Here is a 17,824-nt window from a genome sequence, read left to right as displayed (position 1 = left end):
CGCTTCCGACGCAGCACAGCTCCGAGGGGACAAGCAATGGCAGATTTCTCCCGCCTTCCCGGACCCAACGCAGACCTGTGGGACTGGCAGCTGCTCGCCGCCTGCCGAGGCGTGGACAGCTCCCTGTTCTTCCATCCCGAGGGTGAGCGCGGCGCGGCCCGGAGCGCCCGCGAGACCTCCGCCAAAGAGGTCTGCATGCGCTGCCCGGTACGTGCCGAGTGCGCGGCGCACGCCCTGGCCGTGAGGGAGCCCTACGGAGTGTGGGGCGGCCTGACGGAGGACGAGCGCGAAGAGCTGATGGGCCGGGCCAGAACCCGGCTGATCACCGCGGCGCCCACCGCGGGGGGCCCCGGCGCCACCTGACACCCGTACGCAGCAACCGAACGCAGAAACGTTTCTTCGACACCTTCAGCCATCCGGCCCGCGACCAGCCGCAGCGGGGCCGGACCCCTCACCGCCCGTGGGCCGCGGGGCCCTGCGGGCGCCGCGGCCCCGCCCGGCCTCAGCGGGCGGCCGTGCGCGACAGCTGGTCCAGGGTGGCCGCCACCGCCGGGACCCGGGCCAGGTCCGGCAGGGTCAGCGCGACGATCTCCCGCTCGATCGCGGGCTCCACGGGCACGGCCCTGGCCCCCTTGGGGCGTACCGACTCGACGGCCAGCTCCGGCAGCACCGCCACCCCGAGCCCGGCCCCGACGAGCCCCATCACCGCCGGGTAGTCGTCCGTGGCGAAGTCGATGCGCGGGGTGAAGCCGGACTCCTCGCAGACCTCGACCAGCTGCCGGCGGCAGCGCGGGCAGCCCGCGATCCAGGACTCCCCGGCCAGCTCGCCGATGGAGACGCTCGGCGCCTCCGCCAGTCGGTGCCCCTCCGGGACCAGGCCGATCAGCCGGTCGGTGAGCAGCGGCCGGACCACCAGGTCGTCCCATTCGCCGCCGGTGCTCCCGTAACGGAACGCCAGCGCGATGTCGCAGTCGCCCTCGCGCAGCAGGTCCACCGAGCGCGGCGGCTCGGCCTCGACGAGCGACACCCGGGTGCCGGGGTGTTCGGCGCGCAGGGCGGCCAGCGCTCCGGGGACCAGGGTGGAGCTGCCGCTGGGGAAGGAGACCAGCCGGACCCGGCCGGCCCGCAGCCCGGCGATGGCGGCGACCTCCTCCTCGGCGGCGGTCAGCCCCGCGAGGATGCCGGAGGCGTGCCGTACCAGCGCCTCGCCGGCCTGGGTGAGGCGCATCTCGCGTCCGGTGCGGATCAGCAGCGTGGTGCCCGCGGAGGACTCCAGGGCCTTCATCTGCTGGCTGACGGCGGGCTGGGTGCAGCCGAGTTCGCGGGCTGCGGCGGAGAACGAGCCGGTGGTGGACACGGCGCGCAGGACACGGAGGTGGCGAGCTTCGATCACCCCACCATCATAAGAAATTCTTGGGGTCCGGGCGAATTCACGACGGGAGCCTTTGGGCCCGAGGGCGACTAGCGTGACCGTATGAAGCTGCTGACCGTGAACATCGGGCAACCTCGCCCCTCCGCGCAGACCGACGGCCCGGGGGGCGTCACCGGGATCGACAAGCGACCGGTGGAGGGCCCCGTCGAGGTCATCGACCCCGGACCCAAGGGCGACGGCGGCAGCGGGCTGGCCGGGGACGCGGTGTGCGACCTGCGTCATCACGGCGGCAGCGACCAGGCGGTGTACGCCTTCGCCCGGGAGGAGCTGGACGCCTGGGAGCGGGAGCTGGGCGGCCGGAAGCTGGCCAACGGGGTGTTCGGCGAGAACTTCACGACCCTCGGCCTCGACGTCAGCGGCGCGCGGATCGGCGAACGCTGGCGGGTGGGCACGGACCTCGTGCTGGAGGTGACCTCGGGCCGCATCCCGTGCCGGACCTTCGCCCACCACCTCGAGGAGAAGGGATGGGTCCGGCGGTTCACCCAGCAGGGCGCCACCGGCGCGTATCTGCGGGTGATCGAACCGGGCGCCGTCCGCGCCGGGGATCCCGTCGAGATCGTGCACCGGCCGGACCACGAGGTCACCGCCGCCCTGCAGTTGCGGGCCGTGACGACCGAACGCACCCTGCTGCCCGCGCTGTTGGCCGCCGGGGACGCGCTGCACCCCGAGGCGCTGCGCAAGGCGCGGGAGTACGTCGCGCGGCAGGGCTGAGGACCGGGCGGGCCGTCCCGTACGGGAAGGGCGGCGGCCCGCCCCGGTGACGCGGCATCATCCGCCGCGGGGTCCGGGGACGTTGCGGCGGGAACTGGACCGGTGTGCGGCGCGTCCACCACCAGTGACCTGTGCCCGAGGAGAAGTCTTCGGGCCGAGTGGCGCCCCAGGGGGAAGAAGACCATGCCCGACCCGCAGCAGCCCTGGTACGCCCCGGGCCCGCAGCAGCAGCCCGTTCCCGGCAATCCGTACGCCTCGGAGGGCGGCGGACCCCAGGGGTTCGGGCCACCGACCGTGCCGACACCGCCGCCGCCGCGTCGCCGGTTCGGCCGGGGGCCGGTCGTCGCCGCGGTCGTCGCCCTGGTGCTCGTGGTCGTGGCGGGAGGGGTGTACGCGCTCTCCGACCAGTGGCGGGACGAGCCCGCGAAGCCCGTGGCGAAGGAGTCGCCCGGCCCCTCCGGGTCGGTTTCCCCTTCCGGTACCCCTGCGGCGGGCGGCCCGGAGCTGAGCCGCATTCCGACGACGAAAGAGGTCGCCGCCGCCCGGAAGCCGGGCGAGTCGACGGCGTGGATCGCCGACGACCGGTCGGACCTGCCCAAGCAGATCAACAAGGTCCACGACCTGTGGATCGTTGGTGACACCGCTGTCCAGGCCCTGCACCGGAAGGTCACGGCCTACCGGCTCTCGGACGGCGCCGAGGTCTGGAACGTCGACCTGCCCTCCTCCGTCTGCGAGACGCCGGCCAACCCGACGCCCGACGGCAAGGTCGTGGTCTTCCATCACGAGCGGCCGGACAACGAGCGGGGCAATCGCTGCAACCAGATGCAGATGATCGATCTGAAGACGGGGAAGCAGGGGTGGCACAAGAAGCTCGACGAGCCCGGTGACGAGGACAGCACGTTCATCGTCTACAGCGCCATCAGTGGCGATGTCCTCTCCGTGGCCCGGGGCCAACGGGCCATCACCTACCGGATGGACGACGGGAGCAAGCTCTACGAGATCCCCCGGGAGCACAAGAACAAGTGCGTCCCCGACGACGTGGCGGGCGGCGCCGCCCGGCTCCTGGTGACCTCCAACTGCATGATCGCCATCGACCGGAGCAAGAACTACGGCCAGGTGCGCGAGCTCGACCCGCGTACCGGCAAGGTCCTGTGGCGCTACCGGATGAAGACCGGCTGGAGCTTCGGCAGTCTGATCTCCATGGATCCGGTCGTCTTCACCACCTACAACAACGAGGACACCGCGAGCGACTGGCGGATCACGGTCCTGGACCCCGGGGGCAAGCACCGCACCACCTTCGACGCCCGGGCCAAGGGCTTCGAGCACTGCGCCGGAGAGGGGGCCGGCGGAAACATCCAGCCCTGCCGGGGCACCGGGGTCGGCAAGGGCCTCATCATGCTGGGGGGCACCGAACAGGTCGGCGCGTACGACCTGAAGACCGGGAAGTTCCTGTGGGGGATCAAGGACGAGCGGCTCCGGAGACTCCATCCCCTGCGCGCGGAGGACGGCAAGTCGATGCTCATCTACGAGGCGGCCGGCCCGAGCAGCCCGGGCCGGACCTTCCTCATGGGCCCGCGTGGCGCCGGCACGGAGACGAACGTCGTGAAGCACCCGGTGGCGACCGCCCCGTGGGAGTACGAGATGTCCATGGGGCACACGGCCTACGTCGACGGGCGGCTCGTCCTGACGTCGACGATCGTGAGCGGCGACGAGAACCGGAAGCCCGTGCGCGAGGCCCGCATGCTGTCCTTCGCCCCCTCCGCACCCTGACCGCCCCGCGCCACCCCGACGGGAAGTAAGGGGTCGCCCCCGCCCGGCCGTAGGGGCCCGGTCGGGGGCCGCTCAGGGCTCTGCCCCATGCCCGGCGGGCGGTCGGCCCGGAATGCTCGTGGGCATGGAGAAGACCAGGGGGCGACGGCGGCTGAAGCGGGTGCTCATCACGGCGGCGGTGGTGGTGGGGGTGCTCGTGGCCGCGGTGGGCGGCTCGTTCGCGTGGCTGTGGACGAGCGCGGACATCAGCACGGTGGGCAAGGCCCGTTTCGGCAACGCGCTGGCGGTGCCGCCGCTCGCGCCCTCGACGGTGGACAAGGACGGCACGCGCGTCTTCGACCTGCGGATGCAGACGGGGAGCACGGAGTTCCGCACGGGGGTGGCGACCCCGACCTGGGGGTTCAACGGCGGCCATCTGGGCCCGACGCTGCGGGCGGAGCGCGGCGAGCGGGTGAAGGTCCGGGTGCGCAACACGCTCGACGAGGCCTCCGGCGTTCACTGGCACGGGATGCACCTGCCCGCCGCGATGGACGGCGGACCGCACCAGAGCGTCGAGGCGGGCGGCACGTGGACCCCGCGCTGGAAGGTCGACCAGCCCGCCGCGACACTCTGGTACCACCCGCATCCGCACGGGGCGACGGAGCGGCATGTGCAGAAGGGTCTCGCGGGGATGTTCCTGCTCGACGACGAGCACTCCGGACGGCTCGCCCTGCCGAAGACGTACGGGGTGGACGACCTGCCGGTGATGGTGCAGGACGTCACCTTCGACGGCGCGGACCTCGACCACGGCCACGGCTTCCTGGCCAACACCGGCTTCCTCGGGGAGCGGACCATGGTCAACGGCACGCTCGACCCGTACGCCGAGGTCGGCGACGAGCGCGTACGGCTGCGCCTGCTGAACGCGTCGACCGCCCGCATCTACACCTTCGGCTTCGACGACGACCGCTCCTTCTCCCTGGTGGGGACGGACGGCGGGCTGCTGGCGGCGCCCGCCGCGCTGAACCGGGTACAGCTCTCGCCGGGTGAGCGGGCGGAGGTCGTCGTGACGATGCGGCCGGGCGAGCGGACGGTGCTGCGCAGCTACCCGTGGCGGGACGGGGACGCCTGGGAGCGGCGGTTCAACGGGGGCGACGACTCCTTCGACGTACTCCAGTTGCGGGCGGCCGAGCGGTTGCGCCCCTCCCCCGCCGTCCCCTCCCGGTTGGCCGGGGACGAGGGGCTGGAGCTGCCGGGGGCCGGCGACGCCGTGCGCGGCCGCCATTTCGAGCTGCGCAGGTCGGGGATCAACGGGCGGCCGATGGCGATGGGCCGGGTCGACGAGACCGTCGTGCGGGGGACGACGGAGGTCTGGACGCTGCGCAACGGCGGCGACATGACCCACAACTTCCATGTGCACGACGTGCAGTTCCGGGTTCTGGACGTGGACGGGAAGCGGCCGGAGCCGGCGCTGCGGGGCCGTAAGGACACGGTGGCGGTGCCGGTGGGCTCGACCGTGCGGATCGCCCTGCGGTTCGACGGGCCGTCCGATCCGGACACCCCGTACATGTACCACTGCCATCTGCTGTCCCATGAGGACGAGGGAATGATGGGCCAGTTCGTGGTGGTGGACAAGGGGCAGCGGGCGGGTGCGCCGCCCGGTCATGCGGGGCACTAACGTGCGGCGTATGACGACTGCACTGATCACGGGCGCGACGGCGGGCATCGGGGCCGCGTTCGCGCGGCGTCTCGCGGCCCAGGGGCACAACCTGGTGCTGGTGGCGCGGGACACCGCACGGCTGCGCGAGCAGGCCACCGAACTGCACGACCGGCACGGCATCGAGGCCGAGGTGCTGAGCGCCGATCTGTCCACGGAGGGCGGGATCGCAGCGGTGGAGAAGCGGCTCGCGGACCGCACGCACCCGGTCGATCTGCTGGTCAACAACGCCGGGTTCGGCAACAAGGGGCGCTTCCTGGAGGTGTCCATGGCCGATGAGCTGACGATGCTGAAGGTGCACTGCGAGGCGGTGCTGCGGCTGACCTCGGCGGCCGTCGCCGGGATGAAGGAGCGGGGCCGGGGTGGGGTCGTCAACGTGGCGTCGGTCGCGGCGTTCGTGCCGCGCGGTACGTACGGGGCGTCCAAGGCGTGGGTCGTGCAGTTCACCCAGGGCGCGGCGCGGGATCTGGCCGGGTCGGGGGTGCGGCTGATGGTGCTGTGCCCCGGGTTCGTGCGGACGGAGTTCCACGAGCGGGCCGGGATGGGCACGGACAACATCCCGAACTGGATGTGGCTCGACGCGGACAAGCTGGTGGCGTCCGCGCTGGCGGATCTGGCGCGGGGGAAGACGGTGTCGATCCCGGACCCGCGCTACAAGGCGCTGATGGGGCTGGTCAAGGTCGCCCCGCGGGGTCTGCTCGGCGGGGTCACCTCGCGGACGGGGCGCAAGTACGGTCCGCAGTAGCCCCGCACGCGCCGCTGCGCGCGGTACGGGAAGGGCTCCGCCCCTCCCGCGTCCGGCCGCCCTGTGATCGAATGATCGCCCATTGCTCAGGGTTCGATCATTCTGCTCCAGGGGGCTGTCTCCGTGCGCGAAGGTGCTGCTGAACGTCATGACCGGCTGCTGAACCTGGTGCGCGAGCGCGGCACCGTACGGGTCTCCGACCTGGCGGACCGGCTCGGCGTCGCCACCGTCACCGCCCGGCGCGATGTCGAGGTGCTGGCCTCCCGGGGGCTGCTGGAGCGGGCGCACGGTTCGGTTTCGTGGCCCGCCGACCGGGGCCCGGCCGGTACGCCGGTGGGCGGCGGCCCCGTGATCGGGATGCTGGCCCCGGCCGCCGCCTACTACTTCGCCGAGGTGATCCGGGGCGCGCACGAGGCGGCGGCCCGGCTCGGCGCGCGGCTGATCCTGCGGGTCACCGACTACCGCCCCGAGGACGACGCGGCGCATGCGGCCGGGCTGCTGGCGGCCGGGGCGCAGGGGCTGCTGCTGGCGCCGAGCTGGACGGAGCCGGACCACCCCGAGCGGTACGGCGAGTGGATGGCCCGGCTGCCCGGCGAGAAGGTGCTGGTGGAGCGCGAGGGGGTGCCCGGCGGTCCGCTGGAGGGCCTGGACCGGGTGGGTTCGGACCATGCGCACGGGGTGCTGCTCGCCGTGCGGCACCTGGTGGGTCTGGGGCACGGGACGCCGATGCTGGTCGCCCGCTCGGACAGCCCGACGGCCCAGGCGGTACGCGCCGGGTACGCGCGGGCGCTGGCCGTGCTGGGGCTGGCCGGGACGGAACCGCCGGTCGCGTCGGTGTCCGCCGACCGCGATCCGGCGCTCTTCGAGCGGTCGGCGCTGGCGGTGCGGTCGGCGGTGCGCGAGGGGCGGACCGGCTCGGTGCTGGTCCACAACGACGAGGAGGCCATCCGTCTGGTGCGACGGCTGGCCGAGCTGGGCGTGCGGGTCCCCGAGGACCTGGCGCTGATCACGTACGACGACGAGGTGGCCGCGCTCGCCGACACCCCGCTGAGCGCGGTGGCCCCGCCCAAGCGGGACGTGGGGCGCGCGGCGGCGGAGCTGCTGGTGGAGCGGCTGTCCGGGCCCCGGTACCCGGCCGGCGGGGACGGGCGGGCGCCCCGGCGGCATGTGGCGCTGCTGCCGACGTTGCGGGTGCGGGGTTCCTGCGGGCGGCCGGCGGGAGAACCGGCCGCAGGGGCATGACCGGCCGTCCGGTTTCATGGCGTTCAGCCCGTTTCCCGCCCTCCTCTTTCGATCATTATTCGATCATTCAATCTTTCGCTCTTGACTTCGCTCAAGGGGAATCGAAATATCGCGGCACGGCCGGAACTTCCGGCCGTACAGCTCGTACAGGAGCCATGCCGTGAGCCGCAGTTGGTCCCGTCCCGTCCAAGCGCTGGTCGGCGCCGCCACCGCTCTCGCCGTTGTCACGGCGTGCGGCGGCGCCGACGACTCCCGCGCCCGAGGTACCGCCGACGACCCGGTGACCGTGTCCTTCTGGGCGTGGACGAAGGGGTCGCAGGAGGTCGTGGACGCGTTCAACGCGACCCACGACACGATCGAGGTGGAGTTCGAGGAGATACCCTCGGGCGGCCTCGGCGGCTACCCGAAGATCGCCAACGCGGTGAAGGCGGGCATCGCCCCCGATCTGCTCTCCATCGAGTACCCGCAGCTGTCCGCGTTCGTCAGCCAGGGGTCGCTCCAGGACATCAGCTCCTACCTGACCGAGGACGTCAGGAAGAAGTTCCTGCCGCAGACGATCGAGATGACGACGCTCGGCGGGAAGAACTGGGCCGTCCCCTTCGACGCCGCGCCCCAGATCTTCTACTACCGCAAGGACTTCTTCACCGAGCACTCCATCGAACCGCCCGCCACCTGGGACGACTTCCGGGACGCGGCGGAGCGGGTGAAGGAGGTCTCGCCCCGGACGAGGATCGCCACCTTCTTCCCCGACGACCCGACGTTCTTCCAGGCCATGGCGTGGCAGGCGGGCGCGCAGTGGTTCCGGGCCGGGACGGACGCCTGGCGGATCGACACCACCGACCCCGCCTCGGCCCGCACCGCCGACTACTGGCAGGGCATGATCGACGACCGGCTCGTCTCCACCGCCTCCTCGTTCAGCCCCGAGTGGACCAGCTCCCTCAAGCAGGGCACCACCGTCGGCTACCTCGGGGCGTCCTGGGGCGCGGGCGTGCTCGCGGGCATCGTGCCCGAGCAGAAGGGCGAGTGGGCGGCGTTGCCGCTGCCCAGCCCGGAGGCGGACCGGCCGGCCAGCGGGATGATCGGCGGCTCCACGTTCGCCGTCAGCAAGGGCAGCACCAAGACGGCGGCGGCCGTCGAGTTCGCGCTGTGGATGTCGACGCACGAGGACGCGATCAACGCGCGGATCGGGGCGAGCACGTCGAGCGCCCTGCCCGCCTCCCCCGCCATGGTGCCGATCGCGAAGAAGGCGTTCGACACGGGCTTCTACGGCGGCCAGGACCTGTACGGGCTGTTCGAGGAGGCCGGCAGGTCCATCGGGCCCGACTGGGTGTGGGGCCCGAGCCCCGGCGCGACCAACTCCGCGCTCGGCGACGAGCTGGGCGAGGTCGTCGGCGGCGGTTCGACGCTGCCGCGCGCGATCAGGCGGGCCCACGAGGCCACCGTCGCCGATCTGCGCAAGCGCGGCCTGAAGGTGGAGGAGGGTTCATGAGCACCGGTGGACTCCGCGCGAAGGCGCTGAGCTCGCGCGCCCGTACGCGACTGGCCGCGGGCGCCCTCCTCGCCCCCTTCTTCGCCCTGTTCACCGTGGCGATGATCGTCCCGGTCGGCTACGCGCTCTGGCTCAGCCTCTTCACCGAGAAGCAGTCCGGCCTCGGCTTCGACGGTCCCCGTACCGTCTTCGACGGGCTCGGCAACTACGCGACGGCCCTGGGCGACCAGGCGTTCCGCGACGGCTTCTGGGTGCTGCTCGGCTACTGCGCGTTCTACATCCCGCTGATGGGCGGCGGCGCGATCGTGCTGGCGCTGCTGCTGGACTCCGCGCTGGCCCGCGCCCGCCGGTTCTTCCAGCTGGCGCTGTTCCTGCCGCACGCCATCCCCGGTCTGATCGCCGCGCTGATCTGGATCTACCTCTACACCCCGCAGCTCAGCCCGGTCGTCGCCGCCATGGAGGCCGGCGGCTTCGGCTTCGACTTCTTCTCCTCCGAGGGCACACTGCCCTCGATCGTGAACATCGCGCTGTGGCAGTGGCTCGGCTACAACGTGGTGATCTTCTACGCGGCCCTCCAGGCCGTGGACCGCTCGCTGCTGGAGGCGGCGACCGTCGACGGGGCGGGGAACTGGCGGATCGCCCTCTCCATCAAACTGCCCCTGATCCGCTCCTCCCTGGTGATGGTCCTGCTCTTCACGATCATCGGTTCGCTCCAGCTGTTCACCGAACCCCTGATCCTCAGCCGGGGCTCGGGCTCGGCGGTGACCAGCACCTGGACCCCGAACATGTACGCCTACAGCGCCGCCTTCGAACGCAACGACTACGGCCTCGCCGCCGCCGCGTCCGTCCTGATCGCCCTGGTCGCCGCCGCGCTCTCCTTCGTCGTCACGCGCTTCACCAACCGTAAGAAGGAGGCACGCCCATGACCTCCCAGCGATGGCTGTCGAAGACCTCGGTCAACGTCGTCCTGCTGATCGCCGCCGTCTACACGCTGTTCCCACTGGTCTGGCTGCTGACCGCGGCCACCAAGGACGCCGGGAACCTGCTGGGCGGGGACGTCTTCTCCTTCGAAGGCTTCGACCTCGGGCACAACCTCTCCGAGCTGACGTCCTACCAGGACGGCATCTACTTCCGGTGGTACGGCAACTCGCTGCTGTACGCGGGCATCGGGGCGCTCGGCTGCTCGCTGATCAGCGTCGCCGCCGGGTACGCCTTCGACAAGTACCGCTTCCGGGGCAAGGAGAAGCTGTTCGCCCTGGTGCTGCTGGGCGTGCTGCTGCCCTCCACGGCCCTGTCGCTGCCGCTGTATCTGCTGGCCGTCGAGACCGGCACCGTCAACACCTACTGGGCGGTGCTGATCCCGGCGCTGGTCAACCCGTTCGGGGTGTATCTGTCCCGGATCTTCAGCGCGGGCTACATACCCGACGAGGTCCTGGAGGCCGCCCGTATCGACGGGGCGGGCGAGCTGCGGACCTTCTGGTCGGTCGGCCTGCGCATGGTGATGCCCGGCTTCGTGACGGTCTTCCTGTTCCAGTTCACCGCGATCTGGAACAACTTCTTCCTGCCGCTGGTCATGCTGTCGGACAAGGACCTGTATCCGCTGAGCCTGGGCCTCTACAACTGGCACAGCAACGCCAACGCCGATCCGACCTTCTACCCGATGGTCGTCACCGGCTCCCTCCTCGCCGTCACCCCGCTGATCATCGCCTTCGTCACGCTCCAGCGGCACTGGAAGGCCGGTCTGACCGCGGGGAGCGTCAAATGACGCCCCGTAGGGGAGCGCCGCATGACCGCAGGGAGTGTCGCCCGACATCGAGGAGTGTCACATGACCGCCCCCACCGCCCTCCTGGCCATGGGCCCGGGCATCGCGGAGCAGTTGTTCGGCGCCCGGCAGCGGGCGCGGCTCACCGCGCTGGTGGACACCGACCCCGGCCTGGTCGCCCACCGGCTGACCGACCCGGCCCCCGAGGTCGCCCGTGCGCTGGCCGGGGCGGAGCTGCTCATCACCTGCTGGGGCGCGCCCCCGCTCACCGCCGAGGTCCTCGCCGCCGCCCCCCGGCTGCGCGCCGTGGTGCACGCGGCCGGGAGCGTCAAGCACCACATCACCCCGGCCTGCTGGGAGCGCGGCCTGCGGGTCACCTCGGCGGCCGCGGCGAACGCGCTGCCGGTCGCCGAGTACACGCTGGCCGCGATCCTCCTCGCGGGCAAGGACGTGCTGCCCGCGGCCCGCCGCTACCGGGAGCTGCGCGCCCCGCACGACTGGCGCGCGGAGCTGGCGGGGCACGGCAACTACCGGCGGTGCGTGGGCATCGTGGGCGCCTCGCGGATCGGCCGCCGGGTGATCGAGCTGCTGCGCCCGTTCGATCTGGAGGTGCTGCTCTTCGACCCGTACGTGGACGCGGGGACGGCGGCGCGGCTGGGTGCGGAGCAGGTGGGCCTGGACGAGCTCTGCGCCCGCAGCCGGATCGTCTCCGTCCACGCGCCCGAACTGCCCGCCACCCGGCACATGATCGGCGCGGCGCAGCTGGCGGCCATGCCGGACGGGGCGACGCTGATCAACACCTCGCGGGGTTCGCTGATCGACGGCGACGCGCTGCTGCCCGAGCTGGTGTCGGGGCGGCTGAACGCGGTGCTCGATGTGACGGAGCCGGAGGTGCCGCCCGCCTCCTCGCCGCTGTACGACCTGCCGAACGTGCTGCTGACGCCGCATGTGGCGGGTTCGCTGGGCGACGAGATCCACCGCTTGGCGGACTTCGCGCTGGACGAGGTGGCGCGGTACGCGAGCGGGCTGCCGTTCGCGGACCCGGTGACGCCGGAGGACCTGGCGCGCATGGCGTGACCGGCCGGAACGCACCGAGGCCCGGCGCCCCCACGACGGGGGTGCCGGGCCTCATGCGTACCGGGAGGTACGGGCGGTACTAGTGGGAGTGGCCGTGGCCGCCGTGACCGGCGTCGGCCTCTTCCTCGGCCGGCTTCTCGACGACCAGGGTCTCGGTCGTGAGCAGCAGCGACGCGATGGACGCGGCGTTCTCCAGGGCGGAGCGGGTGACCTTGACCGGGTCGATGACGCCGGCCTTGACCAGGTCGCCGTACTCGCCGGTGGAGGCGTTGAAGCCCTGGCCCTTGTCGAGCTCGGAGACCTTGGAGGTGATGACGTAACCCTCCAGGCCGGCGTTCTCGGCGATCCAGCGCAGCGGCTCGACGGCGGCGCGGCGGACGACCGCGACACCGGTGGCCTCGTCGCCGGTCTTGCCGAGGTTGCCCTCCAGGACCTTCACCGCGTGGACGAGGGCGGAGCCACCGCCGGAGACGATGCCCTCCTCGACAGCGGCGCGGGTCGCCGAGATGGCGTCCTCGAGGCGGTGCTTCTTCTCCTTGAGCTCCACCTCGGTGGCGGCGCCGACACGGATGACGCACACGCCGCCGGCCAGCTTCGCGAGGCGCTCCTGGAGCTTCTCGCGGTCCCAGTCGGAGTCCGTGGACTCGATCTCGGCCTTGATCTGGTTGACGCGGCCCTTGACGTCCTCGGAGTTGCCCCCGCCGTCGACGATGGTCGTGTCGTCCTTGGAGACGGTGACGCGGCGGGCGGTGCCCAGCACGTCGAGACCGGCGCCGTCGAGCTTGAGGCCGACCTCTTCGGCGATGACGGTCGCACCGGTGAGGGTGGCGATGTCACCGAGCATGGCCTTGCGGCGGTCGCCGAAGCCCGGGGCCTTCACCGCGACGGCGTTGAAGGTGCCGCGGATCTTGTTGACGACGAGGGTGGAGAGCGCCTCGCCCTCGACGTCCTCGGCGATGATCAGGAGCGGCTTGGAGGCGCCGGCCTGGATGACCTTCTCCAGGAGCGGGAGCAGCTCCTGGATGGAGCCGATCTTGCCCTGGTGGATCAGGATGTACGGGTCGTCGAGGACGGCCTCCATACGCTCCTGGTCGGACACCATGTACGGGGACAGGTAGCCCTTGTCGAAGGCCATGCCCTCGGTGAACTCCAGGTCCAGACCGAAGGTGTTGGACTCCTCGACGGTGATGACACCGTCCTTGCCGACCTTGTCCATCGCGTCCGCGATGAGCTCGCCGACCTGGGTGTCCTGCGCGGAGAGCGCGGCCACGGCGGCGATGTCGGACTTGTCCTCGATCGGGCGGGCGGTCGCGAGGAGCTCCTCGGACACGGCCTTGACCGCGGCGTCGATGCCCTTCTTCAGGGAGGCCGGGGAGGCGCCGGCGGCGACGTTGCGCAGGCCCTCGCGGACGAGCGCCTGGGCCAGGACGGTCGCGGTGGTGGTGCCGTCACCCGCTACGTCGTTGGTCTTGGTCGCCACCTCCTTGACGAGCTGGGCGCCGAGGTTCTCGTACGGGTCGTCGAGCTCGACCTCACGCGCGATGGTGACACCGTCGTTGGTGATGGTGGGAGCGCCGAACTTCTTGTCGATGACGACGTTGCGGCCCTTGGGGCCGATCGTCACCTTGACCGTGTCGGCAAGCTTGTTGACGCCGCGCTCAAGGGCGCGACGGGCGTCCTCGTCGAACTTCAGAATCTTCGCCATGGGCTGTGTTCCCTCTCAAAAATGAACTGCGCCCCTCGCCGCCCGGCTAGTTATTTCGCAGGGGGCCAGGGGCGCAGAACACAGACAAACGTGGGTGAATTACTTCTCGACGATCGCGAGAACGTCGCGGGCCGAGAGGACGAGGTACTCCTCGCCGTTGTACTTCACCTCGGTGCCGCCGTACTTGCTGTACAGGACGACGTCGCCGGTCTTGACGTCGAGCGGAAGCCGCTCGCCGTTCTCGAAGCGGCCCGGGCCCACGGCGAGGACGACGCCCTCCTGGGGCTTCTCCTTCGCGGTGTCCGGAATGACCAGGCCGGAAGCCGTGGTCTGCTCGGCGTCGAGCGGCTGGACCACAATGCGGTCCTCGAGCGGCTTGATCGCAACCTTGGAGCTGGTGGTCGACACGATCCGGTCTCCCCCTTCGGAGATCTCACGGGGTTTAACAGTCTGTGGGCGGCGACCTGACCGGCCCGTCGTCGCGGGTGCCGGACCTGCCCTGTCGCGCAGAGTGCTGCTGGCACTCTCCAGGGGGGAGTGCCAGCACCGAGACTATGACCGCGATTAGCACTCGGTCAAGCGGAGTGCCAATTCACCACCCTCGCGCCGTCTCGATCGGGGATCCATCGGATCACCGTCCGGACAACGTGGGGGCGGAGCCCGGTGTTCCGTACAACGGTTCGGAGATGACGCACCCCGAGAGCCGCCTGCCCGGCCGGCCGGACGAGAGGGCCGCTTCACGGTCGTCGGCTCCGGGGGGCTGCGCGGACCCTCTGATGGGCCTGGTGCTGGTGCTGGCCGAGCTGGTTCTCGGCGCGCTGCCGCTCTTCGTGGTCACGGTGACGACCCTGTCGCCACCGCACGGGCCCGCCGAAGGCTTCGCCGACACATGGGGCCCGACCCTCACCCTCGCCGCCCTGGCCGTGATCCCCACCGGTCTCGCCGTGGCCCTGCTGCGCAATCGGTGGCACTGGGCGGGCGGAACGCAGGTACTCGTCGCGCTGGCCCTGTGCGCGGCCGCGCTCGCCTCGGCGGTGCAGGAGCGGCCGGACCCGTGGAGCGACCGCGACCCCGGACCCACGGCCACCTCGTCCCCCGCGTGGAACTCCCCGCCCTGCCGCAGCGGCGGCGACACCAGCGAATGCGCGCGCAGCGGGGGCTGAGCGCGCATTCACGGCGACGTGCGGGGAAGGAGGCGGGTCAGACGTAGTCCTCCAGCTTCGCCACCGCGTATCCCTTGTCGGTGATGGTCTTCATGACCCGGCGGATCATGTCGGGCATCGAGCCCTTCCAGTCCTCCTTGCCCCGGAAATGGGTGAGGACGATGTCGCCGGGGTGCAGGTCCCGGTCCCACTCGCGCCATTCCATGTGGTCGGGGAAGGCCTCGGAGGACCACAGAGGTACGGCGGTGATCCCGCAGGACTTGGCGACGACGAGGGTGTCGCGGTTGTAGTTGCCGTAGGGCGGGCGGAAGAGGGTGGGGCGCTTCCCGTAGTGCTTGAGGATCTTCTCCTGCTGGTCGCAGATCTCCCGCTTCTGCTCGGCGTAGGAGAGGCCGGGCAGATAGCGGTGGTTGAGCGTGTGGTTGCTGATGACCACTCCGCGCTGCTGCATCTTCTTGAAGTAGCCGTAGTCGTCGTTGGTGACGTAGTCACTGAGGAACGCGCTGTACGGGATGTCCAGTTCGGTCATCATCCGCAGCAGCTCGGGGTCCTTCTCCGCCCCGTCGTCCATCGTCAGGAAGACGATCTTCTCCTTGGTCGGGACGGTGGTGAAGACGGGCGGCAGCCCGGCGTCGTCCCGGACCTCGAAGCCCTTGCGGGTGGTGATGCGCGGCTTCACCTTCGGCGGCTCGGGGGCCGCGAGCGGGGTCTTGGCGAGCCCCCACTTCTTCGCGGCGACGGCCCGTGCGGCCTGCTTCTTCCTGAGCGCCTCGGCGTACGTGTCCAGGGCGCGGGCGGGCCCGGCCTTCGGAGCGGCCTCGCCCGGCTGGCCGGCGGCGGGCTTCGCGGGCCCGCCGGGGGCCCCCTCGCCCCGGCCGCCCGTCTCCGCCGCGCACCCGGAGGCGACGGCGGCGGCCAGCAGGGCCGCCAGCACGACGACGCCCGACCTGTGCCGCTTCATGGCTGATTTTTCTTTTTGTCGTACTAGCTGCATGGCGCCGCATCCTGCCAGCAGCGGCCCGCCTCCCCGCCCCGACACCGCGAGCGGACCGGCGCCGTCCCCCGGCCGGCCCACAGCGGCCTCCGGCGGCGCGGGAAACGGCACCCGGCGCAGCGGCCACAATGGACCGGGTGAACGCAACGACCCCCTCCGCCCCGGCCGACGAACCCGCCCGCGCCGCCTTCGCCGCGCTACGCACCCCCGAGGGCGAACAGCTGCTGGCCGAGCTGCGCGACCACGACCCCGCCGACGAGCTGGCCGCGGCGACCCGGCTGCGCCGCACGCACCCGGCGGAGCTGGTGTCGGCGGCCCTGGGCCAGGCCCGGCTGCGGCAGCGGGCGGTGGCCAAGTTCGGGGCCGAGGACGCCTACCGGATGTACTTCACGCCCAACGGGGTCGAGCAGGCCACCCGCACCTCCGTCGCCGCCCACCGCGCCGCGCGGTTCGCCGGGCTCGGCGTGCGGAGCGTGGCCGACCTGTGCTGCGGCATCGGCGGCGACGCCCTCGCCCTGGCCCGCGCCGGAATCTCCGTCCTGGCCGTGGACCGCGACCCGCTGACCGCCGAGGTGGCCCGCGCCAACGCCGAGGCGCTCGGCCTGGAGGATCTGATCGAGGTGCGGTGCGCCGATGTCACGGAGATCGACACCTCCCCGTACGACGCGGTCTTCGTGGACCCGGCACGGCGGGGCGGACGCGGCAGGATCTTCGATCCGGAGGCGTATTCGCCGCCGCTGTCCTGGGCGGCGGCGGCCGCGCTGAAGGCCCCGAGGGCGGCGCTGAAGATCGCCCCGGGCGTCCCGCACGAGGCGATCGGCCCGGAGGCGGAGGCCGAGTGGATCTCGGACGGCGGCGACGTGAAGGAGGCGGTGCTCTGGTACGGGGAGGGCTTCGCGCCCGGTGCGTTCCGGGCCACGCTGCTGCCCTCCGGGGCGACCCTGACCGCCCCGGCCCCGCTGCCCGCCCCGCCCGTGGGCCCGGTCGGGCGCTATCTGTACGAGCCGGACGGCGCGGTGATCCGGGCGCATCTGGTCGCCGACATCGTGGAGCGGTGCGGCGGGCGGCTGGTGGACGAGACGATCGCGTACGTCACGAGCGACACGCGGTACTCCTCCCCGTACGTCTCCGGGTACGGGATCACCGACCGGCTGCCGTTCAACATGAAGAAGCTGAAGGCGCTGCTGCGGGAGCGGGAGGTCGGCGTACTGACCGTCAAGAAGCGCGGCTCGGCGGTCGAGCCGGAGGAGCTGCGTCGCCGGATGAAGCTGAGCGGTCCGCACTCGGCGACGGTGTTCCTGACCCGGGTGGCGGGGGCTCCGACGATGCTGATCGGGCATCCGCTGGAATGAACCGGGGCGTCAGCGGCGGGCCGGGACGTCAGCGGGGGCCGGGACGTCCAGCGGGGCAGGCGCCGTCAGGACGCGCAGCACCCAGCGACGGTGCGTCAACGCCTTGACGGCGCCGATGAGTCCGGTGAGCCACGCGACCATGCCGAGGCCCATGATCAGGGCGACCATGCCGTACGAGTCGTCGCCGGGCCGGGCGCTCGCCGGGCCGATCACGCAGAGCGCCAGCCCGCCCGCCGCCAGGACGAACGACAGCAGCAGCCAGACCAGGCTCATCCCGGGCAGCCGCAACTCCCGGTCGCGCTCCGGATCCCGGTCCAGCGCGCCCCACTCCGCCAGCAGCGCGCGGACCTCCCGGTCCCGGGCCACCGAGAGGGCGACGAGGATGACCGCCGGTATCAGCGCCCCGGCCCCGAGGAGCAGGGACAGGATTCCGGCGATCCCGCTGAAGAAGTCCGCCGACGCCTGCTCGAACATGACGAGTCCGGACCCCACGAGCAGCCAGCCGAACGCGGCGAGCCCGGCCCACATCACCAGCACACCGAGCCGCCCCGGCCCCAGGTGCATCCCCACCAGCGCGCGCAGGATCAGCGCGCGGTCGGCGAGCATCGTCTCGCGGTCCGGCCAGGTGCGGATCTCCACGGGAGGCGGGGGCGGGGGCAGCGAGGGGCGGTGTGACATGAACCAGACA

17 protein-coding genes are annotated in these 17,824 nt (G+C 71.9%); 12 read left to right on the top strand and 5 right to left on the bottom strand.

The features are described from left to right. Nucleotides 1-36: 36 nt before the first annotated feature. Entirely contained in the window at nucleotides 37-363 is a 327-nt protein-coding gene (locus tag IE272_RS33605) for a WhiB family transcriptional regulator (protein ID WP_050356926.1), read from the top strand. A 139-nt stretch (nucleotides 364-502) separates the two neighbouring features. Here IE272_RS33605 and IE272_RS33600 read toward each other — a convergent pair whose 3' ends face one another. After that, nucleotides 503-1,393 carry a LysR family transcriptional regulator gene (locus tag IE272_RS33600; protein WP_007453083.1) on the bottom strand — a complete coding sequence of 297 codons (891 nt, stop codon included), beginning with the start codon at nucleotides 1,391-1,393 and terminating at the stop codon, nucleotides 503-505. A gap of 81 nt (nucleotides 1,394-1,474) precedes the next feature. Between IE272_RS33600 and IE272_RS33595 the strand changes: the two genes are divergently transcribed. The 9 genes from IE272_RS33595 (at nucleotide 1,475) to IE272_RS33555 (ending at nucleotide 11,922) form a co-directional block, all read left to right on the top strand. Beyond that, nucleotides 1,475-2,143: an MOSC domain-containing protein gene (locus IE272_RS33595; protein WP_190009448.1), complete on the top strand. Its 669-nt coding sequence runs from the start codon at nucleotides 1,475-1,477 to the stop codon at nucleotides 2,141-2,143. A gap of 183 nt (nucleotides 2,144-2,326) precedes the next feature. Beyond that, complete coding sequence (locus IE272_RS33590; RefSeq protein WP_190009446.1) at nucleotides 2,327-3,913, top strand: outer membrane protein assembly factor BamB family protein; 1,587 nt, start codon at nucleotides 2,327-2,329, stop codon at nucleotides 3,911-3,913. A gap of 124 nt (nucleotides 3,914-4,037) precedes the next feature. Further along, nucleotides 4,038-5,567, top strand: coding sequence for a multicopper oxidase family protein (locus tag IE272_RS33585; RefSeq protein ID WP_159392593.1), 1,530 nt, complete (start codon nucleotides 4,038-4,040; stop codon nucleotides 5,565-5,567). A gap of 10 nt (nucleotides 5,568-5,577) precedes the next feature. Next, entirely contained in the window at nucleotides 5,578-6,351 is a 774-nt protein-coding gene (locus IE272_RS33580; protein ID WP_050356923.1) for an SDR family NAD(P)-dependent oxidoreductase, read from the top strand. Between the two features lie 123 nt (nucleotides 6,352-6,474). Further along, nucleotides 6,475-7,593, top strand: coding sequence for a LacI family DNA-binding transcriptional regulator (locus IE272_RS33575; protein WP_057665312.1), 1,119 nt, complete (start codon nucleotides 6,475-6,477; stop codon nucleotides 7,591-7,593). 160 nt (nucleotides 7,594-7,753) lie between these two features. Continuing rightward, complete coding sequence (locus IE272_RS33570; RefSeq protein WP_050356921.1) at nucleotides 7,754-9,082, top strand: ABC transporter substrate-binding protein; 1,329 nt, start codon at nucleotides 7,754-7,756, stop codon at nucleotides 9,080-9,082. Beyond that, on the top strand, nucleotides 9,079-10,008 hold the full coding sequence (locus IE272_RS33565) for a carbohydrate ABC transporter permease (protein ID WP_190009444.1): 930 nt from the start codon (nucleotides 9,079-9,081) through the stop codon (nucleotides 10,006-10,008). Before IE272_RS33570 ends, IE272_RS33565 begins: the two co-directional genes overlap by 4 nt. After that, nucleotides 10,005-10,847, top strand: a complete 843-nt coding sequence (locus IE272_RS33560) for a carbohydrate ABC transporter permease (protein ID WP_050356919.1) — start codon at nucleotides 10,005-10,007, stop codon at nucleotides 10,845-10,847. The genes IE272_RS33565 and IE272_RS33560 overlap by 4 nt, the downstream gene beginning before the upstream one ends. A gap of 61 nt (nucleotides 10,848-10,908) precedes the next feature. Then, complete coding sequence (locus IE272_RS33555; RefSeq protein ID WP_056701111.1) at nucleotides 10,909-11,922, top strand: hydroxyacid dehydrogenase; 1,014 nt, start codon at nucleotides 10,909-10,911, stop codon at nucleotides 11,920-11,922. Nucleotides 11,923-12,001: 79 nt separating this feature from the next. Here the strand turns inward: IE272_RS33555 and groL are convergent, their stop codons facing one another. Then, nucleotides 12,002-13,627: a chaperonin GroEL gene (gene groL / locus IE272_RS33550; protein ID WP_007453093.1), complete on the bottom strand. Its 1,626-nt coding sequence runs from the start codon at nucleotides 13,625-13,627 to the stop codon at nucleotides 12,002-12,004. Between the two features lie 99 nt (nucleotides 13,628-13,726). After that, nucleotides 13,727-14,035, bottom strand: coding sequence for a co-chaperone GroES (gene groES, locus IE272_RS33545; RefSeq protein ID WP_003966899.1), 309 nt, complete (start codon nucleotides 14,033-14,035; stop codon nucleotides 13,727-13,729). A 278-nt stretch (nucleotides 14,036-14,313) separates the two neighbouring features. Between groES and IE272_RS33540 the strand changes: the two genes are divergently transcribed. After that, the gene (locus IE272_RS33540) at nucleotides 14,314-14,790 is read left to right on the top strand and encodes a DUF6234 family protein (RefSeq protein WP_190009441.1); all 477 of its coding nucleotides are present in this window, start codon (nucleotides 14,314-14,316) and stop codon (nucleotides 14,788-14,790) included. Between the two features lie 37 nt (nucleotides 14,791-14,827). Here the strand turns inward: IE272_RS33540 and IE272_RS33535 are convergent, their stop codons facing one another. Further along, a complete protein-coding gene (locus IE272_RS33535) occupies nucleotides 14,828-15,751 on the bottom strand; it encodes a polysaccharide deacetylase family protein (protein ID WP_078961152.1) in 924 nt (307 codons plus the stop codon). Between the two features lie 161 nt (nucleotides 15,752-15,912). Between IE272_RS33535 and IE272_RS33530 the strand changes: the two genes are divergently transcribed. Next, complete coding sequence (locus IE272_RS33530) at nucleotides 15,913-17,136, top strand: THUMP-like domain-containing protein (RefSeq protein ID WP_056701114.1); 1,224 nt, start codon at nucleotides 15,913-15,915, stop codon at nucleotides 17,134-17,136. 9 nt (nucleotides 17,137-17,145) lie between these two features. Here IE272_RS33530 and IE272_RS33525 read toward each other — a convergent pair whose 3' ends face one another. Continuing rightward, nucleotides 17,146-17,814 (bottom strand): hypothetical protein, encoded by a 669-nt coding sequence (locus tag IE272_RS33525; protein ID WP_190009439.1) that lies wholly within the window; start codon nucleotides 17,812-17,814, stop codon nucleotides 17,146-17,148. Nucleotides 17,815-17,824: the final 10 nt, after the last annotated feature.

This window comes from Streptomyces anulatus (assembly GCF_014650675.1).
GTDB classification, from domain to species: Bacteria; Actinomycetota; Actinomycetes; order Streptomycetales; family Streptomycetaceae; genus Streptomyces; species Streptomyces anulatus.
Note: the sequence above shows the minus strand (reverse complement) of the source record. Positions and strands in the feature narration are given on the sequence as shown.